The organism is Bradyrhizobium sp. 613_E4_N2_2 (genome assembly GCF_052075995.1).
Lineage (GTDB): Bacteria > Pseudomonadota > Alphaproteobacteria > Rhizobiales > Xanthobacteraceae > Bradyrhizobium > Bradyrhizobium barranii.
Window position 1 is genome coordinate 3823299 of record NZ_CP197234.1, and the last position, 25573, is coordinate 3848871.

The window sequence follows — 25573 nt, forward strand, 5'->3', positions numbered from 1 at the left end:
CTCTCACCACGTCATTGCGAGCGTAGCGAAGCAATCCAGAATCTTCCCGCGGCAAAAGTCTGGATTGCTTCGCTGCGCTCGCAATGACGGATGTGGTGCCTACTGCACGTCCATCTGCAGGCCTTCCTTCTGGATGATGCCGGCGAATTTCTTCGTCTCGGCGTCCACGAAATCGGCGAATTGCTGCGGCGTGCCGTAGTCGGCGCGGGCGCCCATGGCGGAGATGTTTTTCTTGATGTCGTCGCGCTCCAGCATCGCCTTGACCTGAAGATTGAGCGCTTCCAGCACGGCGGGCTGCACACCCTTCGGCAGGAACACCGAGAACCACGACGACACGTCGAAATTGGCCAGCTCCGGCGCGCTCTCGCGCATGGTCGGCAGGTTCGGCGCGAGGTCGCTGCGGTCGGTCGTGGTGACGCAGAGGCCGGTGAGGGTGCCGTTCTGCACCTGCGGAAGGCTCGGATAGAGATTGTCGAACAGGATCTGGATGTCGCCGGCCAGCGCGGCCTGGAGCGCGGGGCCCGCACCGCGGAACGGGATGTGCGTCATCTTCAGTCCGGTGAGCTGGAGGAACCAGGCGCCGGTGAGGTGAGGGCTCTGGCCGACGCCGGATGAGGCGTAGCTGAGCTTGTCCGGGTTGGTCTTCAGATATGCGATCAGCTCGGCGACCGACTTGATGCCGGTCTTCGGATGCGCCGAGACGATGTTCGGGATCCGGATCATGTTGGAGACCGGCTGGAGCTGGTCCGGCTTGTAGGTGAGGTTCTTGAAGATGCTGTAGGCGATCGCGTTCGGCCCGGGGTTGCCGATCAGGATGGTGTGGCCGTCAGGCTTGGCGCGGACGGCCTCGGCCGTGCCGATCGTACCGCCGCCGCCGGAGCGGTTCTCCACGACCGCCGACTGGCCCCAGGCGGTCTGCAGATGCGCGGCCAGCAGCCGGCCCATGACGTCGGTCGAGCCGCCGGCCGCAGCCGGCACGATGATGCGGACGTTTTCGGTGGGCTTCCAGTCCGCCAGGCTCGATCGCGGCAGGATCGCTGCGGCCGAGAGGCCGGCAGCACCGGCGAGCACGCGACGGCGGGACAACAAAGTCTTGGGCACGAATCCACTCCCTGCTTCTTGTTTTGCAGGGAGCGTATGGAACCGGGCGCGCAACGGCAAGCCGCACGCGACGGCAAGTGCCGCGCGGAGGGCGGCACGACGCCGCAGGCTGAAGGCTCAGTTAAAGCTGAGCAGGCTTAGTTAAAGCTGAGCAACTTGAAGATCGGCGTGAGGTAGTTCATCTCCTGACCCGACGTCGCCGTGGTCCGGCTGATGAAGTCGAAGATCTTGCCGTCCTGGAGGCCGTAATTCGCCAGCCGGCGCACGCGCCGGTTCTTGTCGAAATAGACCGCGATGACGCGCTGATCGACCACCCTCTGGTTCATGAAGGCGACCATCCGCTCCGAGCGCTGCGAGATGTAGTAAAACACCTCACCGTCGAGGGTTGCGACCGTGGAGGGCGTCCCCATCACGATCAGCACCTGATCCTGGCTCGCGCCGATCGGAATTTGCTCCAGCGCGCCGGGCGGCAGGATGTAACCCTTCTGGAACTGCTCGCCGGTGCAGCCGGCAAGGGCGGCGCCGACCAGGGCGACGGCCGCAAGCATGCGCAAACCGCGCCAGCGTGCATGAAGGCCGCGCGGCTTGTTGGCGCGCAGGCTGGTCTGGTTCGTTATCGTCATCGTGGAACTGATTCCGTCCCCTTGCGTCGCGCGAGGCGCTGAAGTACCGGGCGGAGACTGCAATTGCAACACGCGCACGCCCGCTTGCGGAACCCACAATGGTTTGGCCGTTCAATCACTTCAGGAAACCCCGGCAAGCCCCGCGCGGCACCATTGAAGCCATCTATGGCATGATCGTGACGCAGGCGCGAGAACCCATATTTTACCGCGACTTGGGCGTGCCCGATACGGTTAACGGGCGTTTCGACCTGTTGCTGCTGCATCTCTGGCTGCTGCTGCGACGCCTGCGCACGGTCCAGAGCGTCAACCAAGGCGCCAACCAGGGCCAAGGCGCCACGGAGCTTTCGCAGGCGCTGTTCGACCGTTTCTGCGAGGACATGGACGACAATCTGCGCGAGATGGGGATAGGCGACCAGACCGTGCCGAAGCGGATGCGGGCCTTCGGCGAGGCGTTTTACGGCCGCGTCCAGGCCTATGACCAGGCCATCGAAGGCGGCGGCGAGGCGCTGGCAGCCGCCATCTGCAAGAATATCCTGAATGGGACCGGCATGGACCAGGCTCGGCGGCTCGCGGCCTACGCCCGGGCCACAGAGGCCGATCTCGGCCGGACCGACGAGGCCACGCTGCTGCGCGCGTCTTTCAAGTATCCCCCAGCGCTCACTGAGGACATCACGCGATGAGCCGACCGAACGCCGAATCCAGACCCGATCCCTGGCGGTCCCCCGTCATCGTCGCGCAGATCCCCGACACCGGCCTGCACCGCAAGCTCGAGGCTTCAGCCGCCGAGCTGCAGGCCATCGCCGAGGTCGGCGGCTTGCGGGAGGTGCTCTCCGCCCAGGCTGCTTTCGACGTCGTGCCCAAGAGCGGCGGCCGGATCCAGGTTACGGGGCACGTCCGTGCCCGGATCGGCCAGATCTGCGTCGTCACCCTCGATCCGATCGAGAGCGAGATCGAGGAGGACGTCGATCTGGTGTTCGCCCCCGAAGCCGAGGTTCGGAAGATGGCCGACCTGATCGAGGAGGGGCAGGACGACGCGGAGCCGCCGGAGGTGATCGATCCGCCGGAGGCAATCGTGAACGGCATCATCGATCTCGGCCGGATTGCCACCGATGCGCTGTTCCTGGCGGTCGATCCCTATCCGCGCAAGCCGGGCGTCAAGTTCGAGGCCGAGGTCACCGCGCTGGACCCCGAGGACCATCCGTTCGCGGCGCTGAAGGCGCTCCAGGACAAGAAGAAGGGCAAATAGCTGGGCATTCCCGGTGAGGATCGCTTTGCGGGGTGCGTGAGCCGCTTGTCCGGATGCTTTGAAAGGAGCTTATATCTGTTTGATTTCAATGCGCTTATTGTGAATTTTCGCCGCCGCCCGCGGGTCGCCCCGAATGCAAAAGGCTGGGGGCAAGAGGTTGTTTCGGGATAACAAAACGCTATTGTCGCGCCCCGGTCCGGGCGCCGCGTGGCGCCTGACCGGTCGCCATGTCCATGGCGGACCCATTTTGCGGCACAGCTCGTTCAAGACCGCACCAGACCAGGTTTCCAGGACTTTTATGCCAAGCAAGGTTCGCATCGCGCTTGACGCCATGGGGGGCGACGTCGGCGCCGCCGTGGTCATTCCAGGCGCCGCCATCTCGCTTCACAGGCATCGCGAGATCGAATTCCTGCTGGTCGGGGACCGCGCCAAGATCGAGCCCGAGCTCGAGAAGCATCCCGCCCTCAAGGCCGCTTCGAAGATCATCCATACCGACGTCGCCGTCGCCATGCACGATAAGCCGAGCCAGGCGCTGCGGCGCGGCCGCAAGACCTCCTCGATGTGGCTCGCCATCGACGCGGTGAAGAAGGGCGAGGCGGATGTCGTGATCTCCGCCGGGAATACCGGCGCGCTGATGGCGATGTCGCGCTTCCACCTGCGCACGCTGCCGGGCATCGACCGCCCGGCGATTGCCGGGGTATGGCCGACCAAGCGCGGCGAATCGGTCGTGCTCGACCTCGGTGCCGCCATCGGTGGCGACGCACACCATCTGGTGTCGCTCGCCGTCATGGGCGCCGCGATGGCGAGCGTCCTGTTCGACAAGCCCCGGCCCACGGTCGGCCTGCTCAATATCGGGACCGAGGAGATCAAGGGGCACGAGGAGATCCGCGAGGCCGGGGACAGGCTGCGTGCGGTGAACCTGCCGGAGCTCGATTATCTCGGCTTCGTCGAGGGCGACGGCATCGGCAAGGGGCTGGCCGACGTCATCGTCACCGAAGGCTTCAGCGGCAATATCGCGCTCAAGGCCGCCGAGGGAACCGCACGGCAGATGGCGGAATTACTCCGCAACGAGATGCAGCGGAGCTGGCTGTCCAAGCTCGGCTACCTCTTGGCGCGCAGCGCCTTCAAGGCCCTGCGGGACAAGATGGACCCGAACAAGTCCAACGGCGGCGTGTTCCTTGGATTGAACGGGATCGTGGTCAAGAGCCATGGTGGAATCAGCTCCGAAGGCTTTGCCTATGCGATCGATGTTGGCTATGAGATGGCTCACTACGATCTCCTGAACAAGATCAATCAGATGCTCAACCGCGAGGGTGGTGCACTTAGTTCCGTGCAGACCGCGCAGGAGGCTGTTTCGTGACTCAAATTCGTTCGGTCGTGCTGGGCTGCGGCTCTTATTTGCCGGAGCAGGTGGTGACCAACGCCCAGCTGGCGGCGCGCATCGATACGTCCGACGAATGGATCGTGCAGCGCACCGGCATTCGCGAGCGGCATATCGCGGCCGAGGGCGAGTTCACCTCGCATCTGGCGATCAAGGCGGCGCAGGCTGCGCTCAGCGACGCCGGCGTGGACGCGCAGTCGATCGAGCTGATCGTGCTGGCGACCTCGACGCCTGACAACACCTTCCCCGCAACCGCGGTCGCGGTGCAGCACGCGCTCGGCATCAACCATGGCGCGGCGTTCGATCTCCAGGCGGTGTGCTCGGGCTTCGTGTTCGCGCTCGCCACCGCCGACAATTTCCTGCGCACCGGCGCCTTCAAGCGCGCGCTGGTGATCGGCGCCGAGACCTTCTCGCGCATCCTCGACTGGAACGATCGCGGCACCTGCGTGCTGTTCGGTGACGGTGCCGGCGCGGTGGTGCTGGAGGCACAGGAGCAGCCGGGCAACGCCGCGACCGACCGGGGCGTCGTGACCACTCACCTGCGCTCCGACGGCCGCCACAAGGCAAAGCTGTTCGTCGACGGCGGTCCGTCCTCGACCCAGACCGTCGGCCATCTGCGCATGGAGGGCCGCGAGGTCTTCAAGCACGCGGTCGGCATGATCACCGACGTGATCGTCGACGCCTTCCAGACCACCGGGCTCAATGCCGACAGCATCGACTGGTTTGTGCCGCACCAGGCCAACAAGCGAATCATCGACGCCTCCGCCCACAAGCTCCACATCGCGCCGGAGAAGGTGGTGCTGACGGTGGACCGCCACGGCAACACCTCGGCGGCCTCGATCCCGCTGGCGCTGTCGGTGGCGCGCAAGGACGGCCGCATCAAGCGCGGCGACCTGGTTTTGCTGGAGGCGATGGGCGGCGGGTTCACCTGGGGCTCCGCGCTGGTGCGCTGGTAGCGCCACATTCGATAAAATTTTGCCGGAATTAGCTGCCATTATCGATGCGCCTGCATTGATGAGCGCTGTTGACCGGCGTATCGTAACCTCATAATTTCAGACAACAATTGTTCGCCGTGATGTGGGGCAGGGCGATGACCGACCAAAGCAAAACCGTAACGCGTGTTGATCTCTGCGAGGCCGTCTACCAGAAGGTGGGCCTGTCGCGCACGGAATCGTCTGCGTTCGTGGAACTCGTCCTGAAGGAGATCACCGACTGCCTGGAGAAGGGCGAGACGGTGAAATTGTCCTCTTTCGGCTCCTTCATGGTCCGCAAGAAGGGTCAGCGTATCGGCCGTAACCCGAAGACTGGCACCGAGGTGCCGATCTCGCCGCGCCGCGTCATGGTGTTCAAGCCGTCGGCGATCCTGAAGCAGCGGATCAACACCCAGCATCGCGGCAATGGCGACGCCAGCAAGGCTCAACCCGAGGCGTAACCGCCTGCGCGAAGGATTAGGCATTTGGACAAGGCGCCGGATGCGTTCCGAACCATCAGCGAAGTAGCGCAGGAACTCGACATTCCGCAGCACGTGCTGCGGTTCTGGGAGACCCGATTCTCCCAGATCAAGCCGATGAAGCGCAGCGGCGGCCGCCGCTATTACCGCCCCGACGACGTCGATCTGCTCAAGGGCATCCGCCGCCTGCTCTACGGGGAGGGCTACACCATCCGCGGGGTGCAGCGGATCCTCAAGGAGCACGGCGTCAAGTCGGTGCAGGGCCTCGCCGACGGCGCGGCCGCGGTCTCGTTCGGGGCCATTGAGGATGCCATCGGCGCCAGCCTGATGGAGCCCGACGACGACGACGAGGCGCCCATCAAGGGCGTCACGGATGCCGACGAAGACGACTACCAGGGCGACGAGGAGGAAGGCATCGACTTCCGCTTCACGGAGGTCGACGACGAGGACATCCTCACCACCTTCCGCAAGGGCGGCACTCCCGCCGCACCTGCCGGGCCCAGCGCCATCGACCGGGAGCGGCTCGGACGGGTGCTCGCTGACCTCGTCGCGTGCCGGGAGATGCTGGATCAGGCGCTGAAGGACGGCTAGGGCGCTTTTCGCGAGCTTTGCCGGCAGTTCCGGGGCTGTGGGCACGGACGCCAAAATGCTGCGACCTCGCCTTGCGCAAAGCGGCGATCCTAGCTAATGGAACGACGTTCGGAGCGTGGCGCAGCCCGGTTAGCGCACTAGTCTGGGAGACTAGGGGTCGGAGGTTCAAATCCTCTCGCTCCGACCAATCAAATCAATAGTTTAGCGGCTAGCTGCTTCCGGAATTTTGAGCTTCGGAAGCACATCGGAAGCAGCCGCCGCGTAAAGGGCGGTTAAAATTGCTTGCCACCGACCAGCGCGTCGGCCCGCTCCGAATTGCGCCGCTCGTCTCATCCACATCCTGATGCCAAGCGGGCACGGCAAAACAACGGGACTGACGGCGCAAGGTGCCGCCCCCCGGGTACACTGGACAGGCCCCCACCACCGGGGGCCGGCTCCCTCCGAGGGCCTGAAAACATACCGGCCTGAAAAACCCGATGTAACTTTCGCGTAACCCTGCATGCCGTGAGTTCGTCGGGAGTTTGCGCAAGCGCCGAAGCTCCGCTGATCAACATCGCAATGCTCCGCCGCTGCCGACCGACTGTTATTCGGCGCCCGATTTGGAGGCGCGCATGGGGGCGAATCCCGTAACCTGCGTCCGGCCAAGCGCCTCGAGGCCAACTATTCACAATAGGTATCGATCGACGAACACTTCGATCTGGGATATTCGCCGACGACAATTGTAGGGGGAAGGTCTGTGCCAGCGAACAGAAATCCGCATGTTGCGCAGCTACTATCGTGGCACGGCCAATCAGGCGGCGGCGTCCACGTTCCTTTCCGTGCTCGCTTGAATCCTATCGCAGAGGTAATCGAAACGCCTTTGGTACAGCGACTAAGGTCGCTGGCTCAGGGGATTGCAGCTGACGCAGGCTCCGTGCCCAGATGGATATTCCTCGTCGGAGGTCCTGGGAACGGCAAATCGGAAACCGTCGAGGATTTTCTGAAATCTTTGGATAGCGAGCTTGGGCTACGGGGGGCACTATGCAGCCTGCTCGAGCAACGCTTCGGAGCTGGGAACATCTTACCCCGCAAGGTTGAAGTCCTTCCTCACGACCTTGGTGCAGCTGGCGCGCCCTTTTCGGCGCGCGTGGGCCGTCTTGTGGTCGTGCAGGACGCGACGGCCACGGAAACAGCGCTCGGAAATGCCGCAAGCGAATTGGCTAACGATTTGGCTGATCTCCTCACGTATCCTGATAGGCCGCTACCTGTATTCATCGCGTGTGCAAATCGTGGCCTTCTGGCGCGAGCCATGAACGAGGCGTTTCGAGCGTTTGGGGCAGACAACCCAGTGACAACGCTCCTCAGAGACGTAATCCAGGCATCCAGTCTGGGACGCGAAACGTTGGGTGCGAGAAAGCGTTGTTGGCCTCTCGAGGGCGACGAGCGATTTGCTTGCTGGCCGCTCGACATCGAAAGCCTGCTACTTGCCGATCCATCCGGAAAACCATTTGAACGGATCTTGACGAAGGCCATTGCTGCCGAGCAATGGGAGTTACCTGATAGGTGTTCAGATTGTACGTCGCGAGAATATTGTCCTTTCCGTCAAAATGCCGAGTGGCTGCGGGACGATCAAACCCGTGGCAACTTGCTTTTGATCTTGCGACACGGAGAACTTGCGCGCGGACAGCGTTGGAATTTTCGAGACAGCTTTTCGCTTGTCGCTGAGCTCTTGGTAGGGCAGTGGAGCGACTTCGCGAGTTCGTCACATCCCTGCGATTGGGTGCACGAAGCAGTTGGCCATCTTCAAACCGCCACGGATGCAGCGCGCTACGCGCTGCCTTTGGTGATGCGGCTTTATGGGAACGCGATGTTTCGCGGCGCCAATATGGCTCGCGCTGCTATCGCATTTGAGGATAAGCGCAAGATTGATAGCGAAACTCATCCCGTAACTGCAGCTCTCGTATTTGCCCTAACGACGGTCGCCACGGGGGGGTCGACCAAATCGATCCGCGAGATGCTGGAGAACGAGTATGCTCGCCTCGACCCAGCGACAACCACGCCACCAGACTCCACGCATCCGCTTCGATCCGTAGAAGATGCTTTTTGCCAGTCTGTTGATCAAGGTCAGATCGCAGCCAATCAAGCTTTGTCGTTGTCGCCCATTGAAAATCTGCTCCTTGAAACGTTCGACAAGGCGGAAAGCGAATGGGATCTGTTAGCTAGGGATACAAGACTCGCCGTTGCCGCAGTTGGGTTCCTGCGAAAACTTGCCGGAATCCTCGCCAAGCGATCTGTGGCGGTCCGTTTCGGATATCACGCGCTTGACCGACTTCTGGCCGACTACGAAGCAGCTTTGCGCGATGGTTCCAGGCTGGGGAAGATCCGAGAAGTGCTTTCACCGCTGCTTGGCGGTCCAGAGTTCTTGTTCAACCTGGTAGAAATAATCGGACAGCCGACCGCTGAAGCGCGATCTCGACCGGTGGTGGGCCTACAAGGCCTGCCACCGGGACTAAGAACGCACCCCGCTCCGAGTTCGACCGCTACCACGCCGGGACATGACATGCCCTGTATCGAGATCGCCGATCTAAAATATCGTATTCCCTTGACGTTCGATTTCTACATGGCTTTGCAACTTCGGAAAGACGGTTGCGCTGGTAGCAGCCTTCCTGCAAGCGTTCGAGCCGCTTTGGATCGAGTACGGCATCGCTATGCTGGAGCGATGTGCAGAGATGAAGATCGGTTTCTTGATGGTCGTACCTTCATAGCCGTTTCAGGGGAGTACAAGATCGGAGTTTCCGCAGCGGGGTCTCCTCCTGGCTTGATTGAGCCTGGGTAGCATCATGAACCTCTCAGAATTTCAGAGCGCGCCGACCAGAGAGCGGCATCCTGCATACTCATCCTCGTTGCTCTCATGCACAGCGCCCGAGTGGTCGACAGGAGAGGTCCTTCTCTCCTCTGCGTATCGCTCACTTTTGTTCGGGGTTAGCGAGAGCGCCGTTGACCTCGATAATATAAAGCGAGTTCACGAGGGAATGCCGGGGAGTGTTGGAGGGCCTGAGTTATGGTCTCGGTTATTGACCAGCCGTGGTGGTATGCGAAGTCCGTTCCGACACGGTCAATACAGCCCGCTTGCGTCGCAGCAGTTGATGCCGCTAGTCCCATCCGTTGCGCGTGTCGCTGGTGTGCTCGGAAAGCGCCCGCGAAGTCGTTGGAATCCGGCCAACCTTCTCCGTGAAGCCATCGGATGTGGTCTGGATCGCGCTAACGGAGAGGCCCTTATTCGTGACCTAGGCGAAGCCCTATCAATAACGGACAAGGATGACGTGTTTGCACGATTTGCCGAAGGCGCGCTGCGTTTAAGTTTACAAGACCTGCAGCCCACGCCAAAGCCGGATTATCCATTCTTGACCATGCAGCTCGGGGAAGACGATTGCCGTGCATTTCGCGCGACGACGGTTGTTGGACAGCTTTGCCCATCTGAGATGTTCTGCACGGATTTGCGAGCGCTAATTGATCTGAAGTCGAAGCTTTCCCGGCGACAGTGGACCGTCCTACTTGAAGCAATATTGCGGCTCGGGCTGGGGATGCATGCACTTTGGATATGCAGAGCTAACGACAATGTTTGGGAGCTTGTTGTTGACGTGGCGTCGGGTAAGGCCCCTCCGACAGCAGCCGAGGTAGAGGCGCAAATTTGGGGGCAACAGCATGATTCATGGATGCTCCTGGAGATTGGTGCCAACGCTGAACCCGTGATGGAACGGCACATTGAACGATACGCGTTTGCGCGCACTGGGCTCAACCTGCTGCTCTGCCGGCTTGACGATGCGGGGGTTTCCTGGCCCTTGGCGGAGCCGATTGGGTTCTCGCCCATTCACGGTAGGTCGGGGCCGGCAGCCGTCTCGGCTTTTCTTTCGCACGTAAGTGCCAACCGTCAGGCGATAGACCCAGTCGACGCCGGCGTTTGGCTTCGAACAGAAGTCGGTAGACTTTTCGACGACAGTGAGGAGTTACGGGCGCTTGCGAAGTGTGATGCCGGATACACAAAGAATCTCTTCGAATTCGCGCGCCATAGTCTAGGTCAGATCCAGGCGAAGGACCCAGCAGAACGTTGCTACGATTTAGCTTATCTGCTTGCCTATTCGGGCGATCGAAAGCCGCTTCCGGTGCAGCCTGGCCAAGACATGCTGGTGATGTTGGTTCACGCTTGCTGTTCGGCGAATCCTCTCATGCCTGTTAGCTTGGACGATTTCCGGCGGCACTTGGGTCAATATGGTCTGCACGTGCCAGCAGGCGAACTGACCGATGGTAAAACAGGGCGCGATCTTGAGATGCTGGGCCTTGTAGTCGATAGCCCAGATGCTGCGGGAGGAAGGTTGCTCGTCCCGCCATTTTCTTGATGTTGGAATATAGCTAGATGCTTGCGCTTGCCAAAACCCTAGTCGAATACATCGAACTGCATTTCGCAGCCGCTTTGGAACGTGATCCATCGGGACCTGCGCGACCTGTTTTGGTGGGACCTCCCGCAGAGGCACTGCGCGGCGTATTTAATCTTCTGACGGCAAATGGTCGAGGCGATTGGAACTTGCCAGCGCACGAGGTCGTGGTTCTGCTTGTTGATGAGGGGGCGCCTCCAGCTGGAAGCGGATTGTCTCGTAGTTGCAATTGGGACTACGCGGTTACAATCCGTAACAGTCGACCGCTGGTCCTTATTTTGGCCGCTCGAGCTTCTTGGGACAATCGGCCCGAGTCGCTCGCCAACACGACGGAAACGTTAGGCGGAGTATCCTCCGAAGATGGCGACCTGGGACGATATCTATGCACGGTCATTGCGTCAAAACTTAACATTCGAGAGCGCGACGTGCAGGGTCTTCTTCGTCTTGTGCGGCTGGAATCGAGCAAGCTCGAACCTAGAATTCGCAATTCCTTCTCTTGGGAGGTTTACGACCGTCTGCTCGCTAGTGCGCCGACGTCAAATCCTTCCGATGCAGCGTGTGTTGCGGCAGGAATTCCGCTGATTGGAACTAGTGGTAAGAGTTTTAGACAAGCTTACGAGCTTCTGGATGAATTGGCGGGTTTCGTCAGCACTGTTGGACTGAGTGAAGCCGTTGATCAGATGCAAAATACCAACGCCGCTCAATCTCGCGGAATTGGGCAAAGCATTGATGAAATGCAACAGCACTTGGCTCCCCAACTGCCATCGCCGACCGCATTTGAGACCGTCCCCTTGCGCCAGTTTCGGGTCGGAACACCGACGCCGGCATGGTATCAGGCATTAGATGCCGCGGCGCTCGAGGACATTCTCACCGAGCTAAATCGAAAGTCGCCGCAGGGGCGGCTTAACGTGACCTGCACAAATGGCTTGCCAAATGCGCGGCCTTTGCCGGGGGGGCCTTATGTCGTAACCAGCGCAACCGATTTAGAAGTCGCAGCGTCGCCCAGGGTTCTCCCGGTTGTTACCTTTTCAAGGAAGATCGATAGGTCCGGCGCCGTGGCTATCCCGGCTCTACAAATCGATCCCATGAAGTGCAGCGATAGCGCTGCTCCCGCCCACCTCAAGCCAATAAAGTATAAGGCGGATGCACCACAGTTCCGAGCGGGTACGGTCGACGTTGTTAGCTTAGACACGTTTGCTTGCGGAGGTCTTGCTGTAGTTAAGGACGCTGACAAGAATGGTACCCCAGTCTTCGCGTCCCGGGCGAGGAACTGGACGCAAGAGGTTTCCCTTTCGCGCGGCGGATCGACTGAGATCCTGATCTTCCACGGGCCTCTCGTTGCTGAAGTCGCCATAGCTCGCCTAGGCGAGCCAATGGCGACCACGGCTACAGTACCGGGCAGCCATTTTGTATCATCAATCCAAGACGTAGAAGATAATGATGCGTTTGCGATCCAGCTGAACGATTCCGCTGGCGCGATTATAGGTAGTTGGACGCTACACGTTTTGGTTAAAAGCTCGGTCGAGACGGTCGAATCTCGGCTGGAATCGCTTATCGCGCAACATCGCACAGGACGAAAAAGTGTACCGCACGCGAGCGATACGCTTCTGAATCGGTTGGAATTGGGTTCTTATCTACCGCACGCAGACAGCTGGAAGCCTGTCCTTGCCTGTTGGACGTCGAAAATATCAACTCGATTGTCGATCGATTGGAACAACGAACCGGTTCTCGGCGATCTCAAGCCCCAAATCGATCCTCGCCCCTCGATCTCACCGCCTGTTGAGCTGCTTCGAGCGCGCGAAGGCGTGCGAAGCCTTCTTGAGCAAGAGCAACGAAGTATTTCGGAAATCGAAATCAACAAGGCGCCGATTGCCGCGGCCGTGGAAGAGTACCTTTCGAAATATTTTGAGTGGCTCGGTGTGGATCCGCAATCAGCGTGTTGGCTAGATACGATGGCGATTCATGCTGCGGAATGGAACTCCCAAGCCGGTACGCACGTTGCGACAGATGAACCTGTAGTCATTCTACTTTCACCGCTGCACCCCTTGCGGTTGGGGTGGCATGCTGTGTCCCAGGAATATCTTTCGGACGCACTGCAGAAAAAGCTTTGCCCGGCAGCGGGCTTGTTGAGTCCTTCTTTCTGTCCGGATGCCGGTTTGCTGTTTATTCGTGACGGACAGTCTTTGAAGCCTCGAGCCTTTTTCGCTCTTCCATCCCAACACCCGCATTGGGTTGTGATGGCGAATGTCTCTTACCTGGACAAGCCCGCTACTCGAGCCGCGGTGTTACAGCGCACTGCCGAGCTCGGTTTAATGGTCGAAGGTATAACAGGCGGGTTCACTGCGCAGCAAACCCAAAACAGTTTGGATGAAGTGACAAGATTGTTGCCGGCTAGAGCAACACTTCGGGTTGGTATTGTTGGCGATCCTGAAGGTTCGAGTGAGTGTGGAAGCGGAGTTTTTCATTGGACGGAAAGCCAGCAAACGGGAAGCTCTGATCACCACGCGGGTCCTTTTGATGTCGAAATATTCGATGCGCGTGACGCGGCCGATCCTTCTCCTGAGCAGCTCGCGGATTTGTCCGAGCGCACTTCCGAGCACGTTCGTTGGTTTAAGCTTGAGCAATCGGCGAGCTTACCAAAACTAGACCTAACGATTATCGATCAACTTGGGGCCCGTTCGCCCGAGGCGGCTATAGGCGCCACTCGGTCTGCCGTCACACCAGCCTGTCTTTTTCGAACCCGAATTCGTGAAGATTTTCAAAATGCACGTGCAATCATGGAATCGCGCGTGCTTTCAGCGCGGGTCTCGGGAAACACTCTAGCAGACCGTGTTACATCGGCGGTAGGTGCCTATGAGTCCCTTGCCTTGAGGGACGCCAGTCGCAGCCATTTCCGCTTCACGCCCAACCAAGACGCGGTCGGAGTTAGACTACAAAACTCTATCTTTCTCTCTGTTACGTCGAGTCAGATCGATCCAGCCTGCATTGTACGTGGAACGGCCGGGCAGGGCGGCTATCTCTGGGATTATGAACTGCCCGGAGTGCTGAGTGGTACCAAGACCAGTCTGGGCTACTATTTGGTTGCCCAGCCGACGTCCGCGATGGCGAAGGCGGTCGAGAATGCCGCGTTACTGCTAGCAAGTTCGTCACCTGACGTGCCGGGACTGCTAGAGGAGGTGTCGCGTCGCGGTATACCGATCTTGAAGCGACTGGCTAGTGGAGGAAGCCAGTCGAGGGGCGAACTTGGGCTTCTGTTAGCAACTCGCCTTCTTCAGGACTGCTTTCGACCGGGCTCTATGCGGCCAAGATTACCCGTCCATAGCGGAAACTGCATCCATTTCGTCCTGCCGGTTGATCCGTATGAAGAGTTATTCTCGCGCCTAAGGCGTAGCCTATTGTCGTCGACAAGCGAGCAACGTCCGGACTTGATCGTTGTCGCAATTCGAATTGAGAACGGCGACGAACCAGTTTCGATTAAACTAACCCCGGTTGAGGTGAAGTATCGTGCTGGGGGAATGTCAGCTGCTGACATGCGAGCCGCATTGCTCCAATCGAACAATCTGGGGCTTCTCTTGTCAGAGCTCTGGGTCTCTGCCGCGTCAAGTGATCTGTGGAAGACTTGCGGTGCGGCACTGCTCGCGCAGTTCATTGACTTTGGATTCCGAGTGTATGCGGCAGAGTGGCTGCACCGGCGTCCAGATTCAGAGTGGGCTGTGACGCATCAGCGGGTTCTCTGCGACATCTTGGAAAGCAAGGCTCAGGTCACCGTGAATACCGCTGGCCGCTTACTAGTCTTCGGAGGCTCCGGAAATACGCTCTTAGCGGACTTGGACGGCGACGGTCGCCTCGATACGATTCACATAAGTACCGAGGACGCTCGATCGCTATTGGAAGGAAGGCTACCTATCTCCGCTGCGGCCGACGGTTCAGTTCCTCAACTTGATTTTTCCTTTCCTGACTGCGGACAATCAAGTGAACTAGTTGCTGCTGCCGCAGCGGCCGCCGAACCGTCTGTTCCGGTTCAAGCGGAGCCGACTCCCGCAGACAGCGCGAATGAGCACGAAGAGAGCGAAGGTGCTCAGCCTGAGGCGGGTAATCCTAGTTCGGCAGCGCGAGCTAACGTTTCCTCACCAGTGACGCCGCAAATTCGTCAGCAGGTCCAGAATGCTTTCGAAGGATTTATCGCCAACGAATCGGCGGTGGCGATGTTGTCGAACGATCTCCTCAGGGCCTTGATCGAAAACCCTCCGCATCTAGCAAAGAACTACTTGTTTACGGGTCTACCGAGCACAGGCAAGACTGAACTCGCACGACGTATAGCTCTCGCCCTTGGTCTTCCGTTTGTAAAACTCGATGGACGAAGCGTAGCCAGTCGGGACAAGCTGTTCGAGTTGATCAATGGTGAACTCCGAACTGCGGGGCTAGCCCCCTCGCAAGTCGGTCAACAATTGGGCTTACCGGTGATGGAATACCCGCCACTCATCGTATTTGTTGATGAAGTTCACTTGGTGCCTCGAGCGTTGCAAGAGGCACTGTTGACGATGCTTGAAGCCGCCGATCGTACCGTGGTGCTATCGGGCCAAGTTGCTCGCATGCACCGAGCTACGTTTCTGTTCGCAACAACGCGAGCCTCAGACGTCGATGCAGCCTTTATCAGTCGATGTGAAGAGATTCAGCTACGAGAATATACCGAGGAGGAGGTCGCTCATATCCTTCGATGGAAGCTTCCGCACGATGACTGGAATGGCGAAGTCTACCTGACGTTGGCCAAGATCGGCCGATGTGTTCCGCGCATCTCTATTCAGCTTGCTGGCGCCCTCGAAACGGCAGTCCTCGTTTCCGATCAGGAGAAGAGCGTCCTCGCACATTTGCAGGAGGTTCGCCGCGTGCGTGGCATCGACGAGAAAGGGCTGACACGAATGGACTTCGAGTACTTGAATATATTGGAACGCGCCCCAGGTCCCGTCGGTGAGCAGAATATCCTCAATCTCATGCGCACCGTCGATAAAGATCGTGTGCTGAACGAGATTGAACCATTCCTGGTACGCCTAGATTTCGTCCGACGCGGAGCGCGGGGGCGTGAACTAACCGCCGCTGGAAAGGAGTACGTTCTCTCGCAGCGGCTTCATGGCGCAGGGCAAGCATGATTGCTGGTGTGACAAGCGGAGTTTCGCTGGCGACACGTTCGCGGCATCAGGCTTTCGAAAAGCAGGCCAAGCTTCGATGGTGTCGCAAAGCACTCTTAACCTGGTACAAAAGAGAAGGCCGCAAGTTCGCTTGGCGAGCCGACGACGCGAGCGCGTTTCAGCGGATTGTTTCCGAGATTCTGCTTCAACGAACGCAGGCCGGGACGGTGGACCGTTTCTTCGCGTCCTTCTTCGAGCGATTTACTGACTGGCGCGACATCCACTCGGCCTGCGAGGAGACCGTCGGCGAGTCGCTTAAAGCAATTGGCCTTTGGCGGCGAAGAGCGATCGCGTTGAAGGCTCTCGCCGCAGAAATGGTGGGGCGAAACGGGGAATTCCCGGCTGAGCGAACGCAGCTAGAGGCGCTTCCGGCGATAGGGCAATATGTTGCCAGTGCTGTACTACTTTTCGTTCACGGCCGACCCAGCCCGCTGCTTGATTCAAGCATGGCCCGACTTCTCGAGCGACTATTCCGACCTAGGAAGCTCGCTGATATTCGATATGATCCCGAACTTCAGGCGCTAGCCCACGAGTTTTTTCGGTCTCGTAGGTCAATTGAGCTTAATTGGGCTGCCCTTGACGTCGCTGCACTCTTTTGTCGCCGCGCCAATCCTGTGTGTTCGACCTGTCCGCTACAGAAGAAGTGCAACTATGCACGGAGTCAGGCCGCCTTAACCGGCCGATCGAGATCGCGTTGAAAATTCGGCGCGCTGCGGTGGGTTTGGTTGGTCTGCCGTCTCCATACAAGTCCTAGGGTCTGCCCAAGCAGTTCTGCGAGCATAGGTGGCACAGCATTGGCCACCTGGGTAAACCGCGGGACTTCCCGGATGCGCATTTTTCCACCTGTCGTATACTTGCCCTTGAAACTGAACCAGTCAGGAAAGGTCTGTAACCGAGCATTCTCTCGAACAGTGAGTGTTCGCGGCTCGCTGTAGTGCAAAAGGTCATCGGGCAAGCTCGTTATCGTAGGAGCAGGCTCGTTAGGGTCCAGCACTCGGATCGCCATTTTTTTGAGCCCAAACCGCTCTCTCATCGCCTTGGACAGCTGAACATTTAACCTTCCTTGTGAATGGCATAAGGCGATGATCTTTTTGAAGCGTCGCTCGATGTCAGGACGGTGCTTCGCCAATCGCGTGTCGGTAGGTCGTCCCTCTAACCCATCGCGCATCGCTTTCTGAAAGTTCGTCTTTGGCCCCTTATAGGAGATCGCATCATAGCCATTGCTATCGGAGCAAGGTTCGGTTCCGTTGCGCGCTAGTTCAAGATCCGAAAGTGCCGTTCGCGCCGTGACCTTCCGCGGGATCCCGCGTGCCGCGAGGAATTCAGGCGCTGCGGTGCGGAGGTCGTCGAAGAAGGTTTCTAATTTCTCCGACGAGCTATCGCTTTTCAGAACGGCAACAAGAAAGAACCTAGGACGTTGCTGCGGCACGCCGAATTCAGAGGCGCGCAGCGTTGAAGAGACGACTTCGTAATTTTGTGAAAGTCGTTCCTTGAGTCGACCGGCAAAATTTGAAACCGGCTTCCCATTTTTGCCGTTTGCCTTGAAGTCGTAGGTAAAGCCCAGAACATTTTCCATCAAGACGAATTTTGGACGGATGATGTCGATAAGCTCCAAGTAACGCTCGACAAGTCCATTACGTGGATCGACTGCCCGCCGTCGTCCCGCACTTGAGAAGCCTTGGCAGGGGGGGCCTCCGGCTAGGAGGTCAATCTTACCGCGAAGTTGCAGCAGCCGCGTTGGGTGCTGTTCGAGCAACTGTTCGACCGTCCAGGGCGAGCGATCGAGCCATTCGGGCCAACGATAAGAAAATCGCGCATCGGGGGCCAGAAAGTTTGAGTGTAATGTCTCGAAAGCGTTGGGGTCCTTTTCGATAGCGAATTGTCCGACCCATCCAGCGCGCATCAAGCCAAGGCTCAGGCCGCCGCAACCTGCGAAGGCGTCGATAAATGTCGGACCGGACACAGATGCTGGGGACCCCATGTGGCGAAGTTTTTCCATTTCATTTCCTAGCGAGATTTCGGGAGCTTGTTATGATTCAGCTCGAGGACGATCGCCAGGTGTTGAGCGAAAGCTGCGATCTTTTCGGGAGTTAACCGCGGCCGTTGACGGCTGTTTCGACTTCCGCAAACGTCGGACCGGGCACCAGGGGCTTGGTTCAATTTACTTTTTCTCGGCGCATCCGAATCACTGCAAGAACATATCATGAACATTTGCTCGTGCGCGAGTCTAATGTCCCGACTAAGTCTCCCTGCTTATGGTTAATAACGTCTTGCCAGCTCGAACCAGCAGGAGGGAAGCTGATGGCGAAAGCAATGGAGCAGGACAAATGGCGCTGATTCGTAAATTCGATAGAAGGGAACGCGATCGCGTTTCGATGCACGAAGAAATCGACGCTAGTTATACGAGCTTCGAGCGAGACGGTCGCGTCATTTTGCAAATCGATACCTACGGTCGCACTTCTCGACAGGTCCCCGGGAAGCAGAGCCAGACGATCCAGCTTGATCAAGAGGGCGCGAAAGCGTTGTACGAAATTATCAAGCGCGAATTCAGCCTGTGATGCATCCGACTGGCGACACCAGAAAGTTCGGAGTTTTGGTTCGTACTGTCCTCATATTCGAGCGAGAAAGCTTTGAGAACGATGGCAGCCACTCGGCGGCGACACAGACGCTGCACCAGGCCGTTAAAAATCGTCCAAGTCGTGTGACTACCTCATGCGCTTCTGGCATCAGCCGTAAGCCGCTCGAAAATGCATAGATCTCCGTAGCAGAATGGAGCCTGCTTCACGCACCATGTCTCTTCGTTTTTGCCGCCCCAAAGCTCCACGATCCGGAGGTCCGATCGTTTGATGGTCTGATGGCGTAGGGTTGGTGAGCAAACAGGTCGTCGGCACCGTAAGACCAACGTTGAAGCTCCGAAAAAGCGCTAGAAGCAGTCCGTGTAGCTACCGCCGTAAGATTTTGGCGTGGTGTCGCAGTGTAAGGGCGTGCGGGGCGCTGGTGCATTGCGCGAGCGAGCTCGCACCGCCGCCACTGCCGCCGAGCGCGCTGCATCGCTCTCCGCTTGAGTATTGACGCCGCATTTGGTTTCTTGGTGGGATAATATCGGGATCAACATCCACATCAGCTGTTCGGGATAATCCCTGTTAGCTCTGTAGGTGTTCGCCTTCATCTCCTCAAGGCGCTTGCACGTCTCGGCTGACCAGTGTTCCCCAGCCTGGGCCGAACTGACCATGAAACCATAACAGCATAGAACCAATGCCCACCACTTCATTACATCACTTCCCGGTTACTCAGAAGGTGTGGGGAACGATATGAGCGCGCAGCGGTGCTATGGTTCGATGGTGTGGGGCCTCGGCTCCCCGAGCATCTGCATTCTTGCATAACCCCGCACTCGCGCAGCTCGACCTCGGCTGGTCACGTGCCGCGATCGCACCGGCGTCCAGCCGAGGTCAACCATCAAACCGCGCAGCCGCTTAGCGGCGGCCGGCGTTCGTTGCAGTCGTGGTATGTCGAGGTGTTCAAAAACCGTCTCGGTGGAAACTCGCTCGACGCCATCGTAAAAGCCAATCTGACCTCTGACCTTCCGGAGTAAGTCGATCCAAGGGTCTGATGGTTCGATGGTCTTGCGTGCCCGGCGTAGGCGCTCAACGAATGATCCCATTGTCTTCCTAGTCCAGCAGCGCCGTTCCCATGCCGTCAGCCGCGAGTGCGTCGAGAGCCATAACGGCTTCTAACGCGGTCTCAAAAATTCCCCGGTCATTATGGTCATGCACGATGGGGTTGCCCTGCCAATACATGCGCCAATAGCCATCCGGTCCATGGGGTTGCCGCACGGAGAGCGTAGAGCCATCAGGACCCTCGCGATAAAACTCATATCCGCCTCGGTGGGCGGGTCTCTTTTGCCAATTTGGCGGCACTTATTTTCTCCTCGTCTTTACGAGAGTTGAAGGGGTGGTGACTCCTTCCAACGTCCAGTGGTCACGAGGTGCCATGTCGTTGAAAAGCCGTAAGTTTAATGTGGACGCTGCGCTTACAATCCGGTGGCAGCTTCGTCCGTCTGCTTGACACTTCTGACAATCGCCTGACAGAAGTGTCATGCAAAAGTCGCGTTCGCCCACGCGGCGGGGAGGCGAGCGAGCTAAAAAGCGCCCAAGTCCCGGAGTTCTGAGGTTCGAAATCGAGGTAGTGCGGTCGCCTAAAGCCATTGTTTGACAACTCTCCTTGCGCGCACGGACTAAAGATTTATTTCCCTCGTTCGATATAGATGCGGCGACCCACCCTCGGGCTTGGTCGGCGCGGACTGAGCCCGCTTCAGGAGAGTTGTCAGAAGCCATCATCTCCGGTTTCCTCCGGCCTTGAGAATTTCATGGGCAGCAGTCCGGGCGGTCTGGGCCTGCTGTCGGCGGGCGGCGAAGTGCGCCCGCAGGCCAGGATCGACCAACCAAGCCTTGGGATTGATTGAACTTCCCTCTTCTGGGTGGAGCCAGCCAAGTGCAACGAACCGACTGGCCCATTCCGTTATCTTGTTGGCGGGTTGGCTGCGCAGTCGCCGGACACCGGCCGTAAAGTCGGATGGGCGAAGGCGGGACTTGTCGGTGGCCAAGATGAAATCACCGATCGCGCGAATTGTGTCTCGATCTTGGCCGCCGTTGGCAACTACGTCGTGGAGCCCGAAAGTGTGTGGCAACAGAAACTGAAAAAGGACCTGTTCGGAATGCTCGGCGGTCATCCTTGAGATGATCCCAGCGGACTGCATCGGCTCATTTTTCAGGATGGCGCTTTGTTCTCTGGCGACCTGCAAGACGAGCGCTAGTCGAGCATAATACCCTCTATATTTGCCAACAGCGCCGATCAGAGCCGAGGAGAAGCCGTCTACCTGTTCAAGTTCGTGAAGACGGTCGAGAACGCGGTCCAGGACCGGTTCGGCGTCAGCTGCGAAGCGATAGATCGCCCGTGGCATCGCGTGGATGCGCTCCAGCAGATTAGCAAACGTTGCCTCGTCGGCTTTTACCGGATGCTTCTGGTTGCCCCGCAGCGCCGGCGTCATTAGGACGACCAGGAACCGTTGCAGGAGTCCGTCGCTCGTAAGGTCGCGCAAACCGGCAAGCCGATCGGGCTGTATACCTCCGAGAATGGAAAGGGCTAGATTTTCAACTCGAATTTCAGCGTTGTCGTCCCGAGCCCCCTGACCGACACGGTCTTTGAGGTATGTGCCACCGTTGAAAGCACTGAGATAGAAAGCTCGTGACGAGCCGCCCGACCCGTAGCGGTCGAAGCCCGCAATCCATCCGGCAAGTTCGTCCTGAACCATCATCGACCCTGCCGGTCCGCGCGCCAATATTTCTGCGGTCTTTTCGGGGGTGGCATCTTGGATAATGCAGCGCGCCGGCTTGGCAGGGTAGGTTGCAGGACTGCCGGCCGCCTTTTGCTGATCGTAGGCGGCCTTTTTGGCTCGCCACGCGGCATTTTCAGCATTATCGATCTTGAGGAGGGGCTGAGTGACGGCAGCAATCACCGGCGACTTCATTGTGGATGGATCGCCGACTGCAGCTACCCAGAGGATCGGACGTTCATACCATCCGTCTCCCACTTGAACCTTGGTCTCGCTGGTTAGGGCCGCACCAACGGCGGCAAGCGAGGCCAATGCCAGTGCAGACAGGTCCGCTCCCATCGAGTTGTGTTCGGCGGCGACAAAATCGGCGAGCGCGGCAGGCAAAATAGCTGTTGGAAATTTCGGGCCGACAAACTGCGAGTAAGGATCCGCATATGATGCTATGGCCGGCTGACCCACTGTCGTGTGTGGCGTCGAGGTACTTGCCGCGCCCTCGTTCAGACGCTGGGTTGCGGGTAGTTTCCAGCCTTCGGCGGTCGCGACAGCATAAACAGACCCCATCCTGCGCGGGTTCGCCGGACTCCGCTGCATTGCAGTGGTCCATTGCGAGTCATTTTCCGCAGCCCATCCTTCCGTTCCCCGAACGCCTCTCGCCGCCGCGAAGCCGGCGCTAAGTGCCGCCACCTCATCATGTAGCGACTTCAGCTCGTGTTCGATCTCGGGATGTTGCTGGGCCTCATGTGTCAGAGGAAAAAGCCAGAGGTTCAACCACCCATCGCGATCGTCCAGTTTTCCTGACTGCGCGAGTGCCCTGCCTGCCGATCGGGCTTTTTCGAAATCGAACGTGGGCTGTGCGATACCGGCGCTTAGCTCAGAGCGCCCTAGAAGAGGTGGAAGTGGCGGCAATGCCGCAGCCCTCTTCGAGATCGGCATAGTAGGAGTGCCGAATGGCGTGAGCTTGAGCCCCCGGACGATCTCATCAAGAGAGAAGCGGGTCGGAGTACCGAGCCTCAATTTGACGAGTTGCGGATCGCCCTTGATATGCAGCGAGCCCGGCAAGCGCATGACGCGTGTGGGATCGCGAACCTGTCGGTCAGTGCCGAACCGAGAAATCAGTTCTGCCTGGACAGACTCGAATTGGTCGAGGGGAAAATCGGTGTTAACCCACCAATAGATTTGTGCCCGACAACGTGACGTTTGGACAACTGCACTTGGCTTCAGCCCACCCTGCAACGCCGTGATTACTCGATCCAGTTCTTCATCGACATCGATGTAAACTGCGCGGGCTCGCGTAATGTTCTTGCGCTGCCGCCCGAGCAGATCGGTTTCGCTGATCGTCACGTAGAGCCCAAAGCCATGCTGCGGTGTGTTCCACTTTTGCGCCAAAGCGAAAGCATCATCGCTGTTGCAGTGGTGTATCAGTGGCAAGCCGGGCAGGTTCTGCTCGTTCTTCCGTGATTTCGGATCACGGAAAAGCTGAAATGTAAAACGCTCAGCGCTGGGATCCAACGCCTTAAGAAAGGCGCGCATAATTAAGGGGCTGTGCGAAGGAAGCGGCGACGTGCTGGCCGGTAACTCCATTGTGTTCGGGCCGTCGAAGTTTGAGGTCTCGTTGGCAACATCGGTGCCAGTCTCACCTTTGTCGGCTGTAAGTATGAGCTTGGGCGAAGTAATCATGATAGGCTCCGGGGATAGGGCCCGCCGAACTTGTCAGCTGATGACGAAAACCATATAATCGCGGTGCATTGAATTTGAGGTTTTCGACGCTCGCCGAGGCACAACTTGGCGGGCGTTTTTCTTTAGGTGTTGGCGCAATTCAACGTGCACATCCCGGAGACGCGTTCGCGCTCGGCAAGCCACGCTTTCACATCACTCGGGCGATACGCTAGCCTGCGGACACCGAGTACAATGAACCGCGGTGCTTTGCCTTCGGCGCGCCACCGGGCGATGGTTGGAAGGCCTATGCCAAGAAGTTCGCAGAGCTGCCGCTCCGAAATCAACGGCTCGATGCCATGGGATGACGGGGCGGTCGGATTGTCGAGTAGGGACATTATGAAACCTCGTTACGGTGAATGGCTCCCTATCTAGTTGGTCTGGGTATCCCATGCGTCTCACGACGTGGACGTTGCAGGCGATTTCGCGCAACGTCCGCGCCGCGTGGGCTGGTATAGAACGCGTTTCAAGGCAGTCTTGAAACTGCTTGTACCTTCTTCGATAAGAAAAATATTTTTTGCCCATTTGTGTTTCTGCTCGGCGCTGCAAGCGCGCAGAAAGATGCGATGAGCCGCGAGCCGGTCAACGTGCCTGGCGACAACGGGGACGCTGTTCGGTCTGGTTTGAAGGAACGCTCGTCAAAGTGTCACGTGCACACGGGTAAGCGCTCGGGCGCCAAGTTGCCGCTCCTTAGGCCAATCTTCCCGGTACTTACGTTCGTGAGCCGGAAGCCTATCAATCGCCAACTAAGTCGCCGATAAGCTCTGCCCACGCATTTAATGCAGCACGCTTCTGCTCACGATAGGCAGCGCGATTGTAGACTCCAGCGACGCCAGACTGGGCGCCCTCATGTGCCAGGATGGCCTCAATGATGTGGGGGTCCGCAAGCGCCCGCTCGTGGGCCATCGTCGAAAAGGTGCGACGGAGGTCGTGCAGTCCCCACGAGGGCAAAGCGGCTTCAAGGTCCGCGATCCGCCGGTCGAGCGCCTTCTTGGCTCCGCTCCATCCCTCGAAACCGTCGTCGCTGGTGCTGAAAACACAGCTATCGCCGAAGCGCTCGGGCAACTGAGCGAGAGCAAGCGGCGCTAGAGGCACTTCGTGCGGGCGGCCTCGCTTCATTCTTGCCGCCGGAACGACCAGAACAGCGCCCTCGATCTCGCTCCAGCGCATCGCGCCAATTTCTTGACGGCGGCATGCGGTGAGTAGCAACGTCCGCACGATACGATCGTAGTAGCCTCCGCGGTCTGTACACCGCCAGATCAGTCGCAATTCGTCCGGCGCAAGAACCCGCTCGCGCGGTTTCTCGCTAAACTTGGGCACATACGCGGCGGGATTATCACCGCCAACGAGGCCAGTGCGGAGAGCCCAAACCCATGCTGCCGAAAGTGAGGCCAGTACCCGGTTCGCCTGAACGCGACCCACGTCGGTTCCGAGAACCTGATGCAGGCGAGATACCGCTGCCCGATCGATTTCCGCCACAGCCTCTCTGTGGAGCCGTGCGGCATACTTGCGCAGGTTTCGGCGGGTCTGATCGAATGAGGAGGCGCGCTGCTCCTTCTCGGCATGAACAAGATAAGCCTCGAAGATATCTCCTACGGTGGCTGCCTCGCGCGCTTGTCGTCGTTCGACCGAAGGATTGGCCCCGCCAGCCACCCGCCTCACCAAATCGCTGGCGAGCTTGCGTGCCGCTGCCGGGTCAATTGCCGATGCCTGTCCAATCGGATGCCGCCGGGTGCGTCCCCCAGCATCGCGGTACTGAAGCACCCAGGTCTTTCGGCCGGACGGATAGACACGCAGGCCGAGGCCGGAAATCTCCCCGTCCCAATAGAAGGCTTCCTTCTGGCCCAGTGGGCAGGTGAGCTTACCGATCGTCGCCTTGGTGATGCGAGTGGGTGCACCGGGCTTTGTGGCTCTTTCGCTCCGGGGAAGTCGAATAACCTGGGCCGATTTCGGAAGCACATCGGAAGCAGCCGGAAGCAAATCGGAAGCAGGTTCGTGGCTGGGCATCATCTCTCCTGGCGGCTGCATACTAGAGAGAGGTAGGGAAAAATTCCAACACTTCAATGAGTTATGGAGTCTCGTGAGGGCTCCTGAGATAAGCGGCGCGCAAATTTTCTCTCGTCTGGGAGACTAGGGGTCGGAGGTTCAAATCCTCTCGCTCCGACCATTTTTTCCAACTCATCGGTGGATTGACCGTCGGCGTGGAGCCTGCTCCCGCTGCGTGACGCATGCGCGACGACCGGTAGCGGGCGGCTGCTTCTGGGGGCGGAAAATTAAAATGTCGAAAACAACCCCATGCACAGTAGCGAACCCATTGGCGAATTATGTTTTTCCGAATCGATTTGACGCGTCGGGCAAAACAGGAGCATGATGTCACCATGCCAGCCTGTGGGACGGGGGAATATTCACGACAGCTGCTTCAATGCATTGCGTCGCAGGGACTTGGGAGGCGCGACGTCCGGAGCGGAGTTGTCTTCTCCCCGCGCTATGATGTGTAACCTGTCCTGGCGGCAAGCAAGTAGCGTCCGCGCCGCGCGA

17 protein-coding genes and 1 tRNA gene are annotated in these 25573 nt (G+C 58.9%); 12 read left to right on the forward strand and 6 right to left on the reverse strand.

What is annotated here, in order from left to right; genetic code table 11:
- Nucleotides 1-99: 99 nt before the first annotated feature.
- Together AB7290_RS18270 and AB7290_RS18275 are read right to left on the reverse strand one after the other, a co-directional pair.
- Entirely contained in the window at nucleotides 100-1101 is a 1002-nt protein-coding gene (locus tag AB7290_RS18270) for a Bug family tripartite tricarboxylate transporter substrate binding protein (RefSeq protein ID WP_071913233.1), read from the reverse strand.
- 137 nt (nucleotides 1102-1238) lie between these two features.
- Nucleotides 1239-1724 (reverse strand): outer membrane protein assembly factor BamE, encoded by a 486-nt coding sequence (locus tag AB7290_RS18275; protein ID WP_085399855.1) that lies wholly within the window; start codon nucleotides 1722-1724, stop codon nucleotides 1239-1241.
- 98 nt (nucleotides 1725-1822) lie between these two features.
- On the opposite strand from AB7290_RS18275, the gene AB7290_RS18280 reads away from it, so the two are divergent.
- The 11 genes from AB7290_RS18280 (at nucleotide 1823) to AB7290_RS18330 (ending at nucleotide 16688) form a co-directional block, all read left to right on the forward strand.
- A complete protein-coding gene (locus tag AB7290_RS18280; protein WP_085399854.1) occupies nucleotides 1823-2404 on the forward strand; it encodes a ubiquinol-cytochrome C chaperone family protein in 582 nt (193 codons plus the stop codon).
- On the forward strand, nucleotides 2401-2970 hold the full coding sequence (locus AB7290_RS18285; protein ID WP_085399853.1) for a YceD family protein: 570 nt from the start codon (nucleotides 2401-2403) through the stop codon (nucleotides 2968-2970). Before AB7290_RS18280 ends, AB7290_RS18285 begins: the two co-directional genes overlap by 4 nt.
- 298 nt (nucleotides 2971-3268) lie before the next feature.
- On the forward strand, nucleotides 3269-4330 hold the full coding sequence (gene plsX / locus AB7290_RS18290; RefSeq protein ID WP_063982863.1) for a phosphate acyltransferase PlsX: 1062 nt from the start codon (nucleotides 3269-3271) through the stop codon (nucleotides 4328-4330).
- The gene (locus tag AB7290_RS18295) at nucleotides 4327-5307 is read left to right on the forward strand and encodes a beta-ketoacyl-ACP synthase III (protein WP_071913243.1); all 981 of its coding nucleotides are present in this window, start codon (nucleotides 4327-4329) and stop codon (nucleotides 5305-5307) included. Before plsX ends, AB7290_RS18295 begins: the two co-directional genes overlap by 4 nt.
- 134 nt (nucleotides 5308-5441) lie before the next feature.
- Nucleotides 5442-5783, forward strand: a complete 342-nt coding sequence (locus AB7290_RS18300; protein WP_028152484.1) for an integration host factor subunit alpha — start codon at nucleotides 5442-5444, stop codon at nucleotides 5781-5783.
- 24 nt (nucleotides 5784-5807) lie between these two features.
- The gene (locus tag AB7290_RS18305; protein WP_071913245.1) at nucleotides 5808-6392 is read left to right on the forward strand and encodes a MerR family transcriptional regulator; all 585 of its coding nucleotides are present in this window, start codon (nucleotides 5808-5810) and stop codon (nucleotides 6390-6392) included.
- A gap of 109 nt (nucleotides 6393-6501) precedes the next feature.
- Nucleotides 6502-6579 (forward strand) — tRNA-Pro (locus tag AB7290_RS18310).
- A gap of 726 nt (nucleotides 6580-7305) precedes the next feature.
- On the forward strand, nucleotides 7306-9207 hold the full coding sequence (locus AB7290_RS18315) for a hypothetical protein (RefSeq protein ID WP_441253483.1): 1902 nt from the start codon (nucleotides 7306-7308) through the stop codon (nucleotides 9205-9207).
- Nucleotides 9208-9694: 487 nt separating this feature from the next.
- Entirely contained in the window at nucleotides 9695-10768 is a 1074-nt protein-coding gene (locus AB7290_RS18320) for a hypothetical protein (protein WP_441253484.1), read from the forward strand.
- Nucleotides 10769-10785: 17 nt separating this feature from the next.
- Complete coding sequence (locus AB7290_RS18325; protein ID WP_441253485.1) at nucleotides 10786-15951, forward strand: Holliday junction DNA helicase RuvB C-terminal domain-containing protein; 5166 nt, start codon at nucleotides 10786-10788, stop codon at nucleotides 15949-15951.
- Nucleotides 15948-16688 carry a hypothetical protein gene (locus AB7290_RS18330; protein ID WP_441253487.1) on the forward strand — a complete coding sequence of 247 codons (741 nt, stop codon included), beginning with the start codon at nucleotides 15948-15950 and terminating at the stop codon, nucleotides 16686-16688. The genes AB7290_RS18325 and AB7290_RS18330 overlap by 4 nt, the downstream gene beginning before the upstream one ends.
- Here the strand turns inward: AB7290_RS18330 and AB7290_RS18335 are convergent.
- Nucleotides 16652-17989 carry a DNA cytosine methyltransferase gene (locus AB7290_RS18335; protein WP_441253489.1) on the reverse strand — a complete coding sequence of 446 codons (1338 nt, stop codon included), beginning with the start codon at nucleotides 17987-17989 and terminating at the stop codon, nucleotides 16652-16654. The two genes, AB7290_RS18330 and AB7290_RS18335, sit on opposite strands and share 37 nt — an antisense overlap.
- A 328-nt stretch (nucleotides 17990-18317) precedes the next feature.
- Between AB7290_RS18335 and AB7290_RS18340 the strand changes: the two genes are divergently transcribed.
- Nucleotides 18318-18548, forward strand: a complete 231-nt coding sequence (locus tag AB7290_RS18340) for a methionyl-tRNA formyltransferase (protein ID WP_441253491.1) — start codon at nucleotides 18318-18320, stop codon at nucleotides 18546-18548.
- A 1775-nt stretch (nucleotides 18549-20323) separates the two neighbouring features.
- Here AB7290_RS18340 and AB7290_RS18345 read toward each other — a convergent pair.
- From AB7290_RS18345 to AB7290_RS18355, 3 genes are all read right to left on the reverse strand, one after another.
- Nucleotides 20324-22999 (reverse strand): DUF3987 domain-containing protein, encoded by a 2676-nt coding sequence (locus tag AB7290_RS18345; protein ID WP_441253493.1) that lies wholly within the window; start codon nucleotides 22997-22999, stop codon nucleotides 20324-20326.
- Nucleotides 23000-23121: 122 nt separating this feature from the next.
- Nucleotides 23122-23373 carry a helix-turn-helix transcriptional regulator gene (locus AB7290_RS18350; RefSeq protein WP_441253495.1) on the reverse strand — a complete coding sequence of 84 codons (252 nt, stop codon included), beginning with the start codon at nucleotides 23371-23373 and terminating at the stop codon, nucleotides 23122-23124.
- 397 nt (nucleotides 23374-23770) lie between these two features.
- Nucleotides 23771-25042 (reverse strand): tyrosine-type recombinase/integrase, encoded by a 1272-nt coding sequence (locus tag AB7290_RS18355; RefSeq protein WP_441253497.1) that lies wholly within the window; start codon nucleotides 25040-25042, stop codon nucleotides 23771-23773.
- Nucleotides 25043-25573 lie beyond the last annotated feature (531 nt).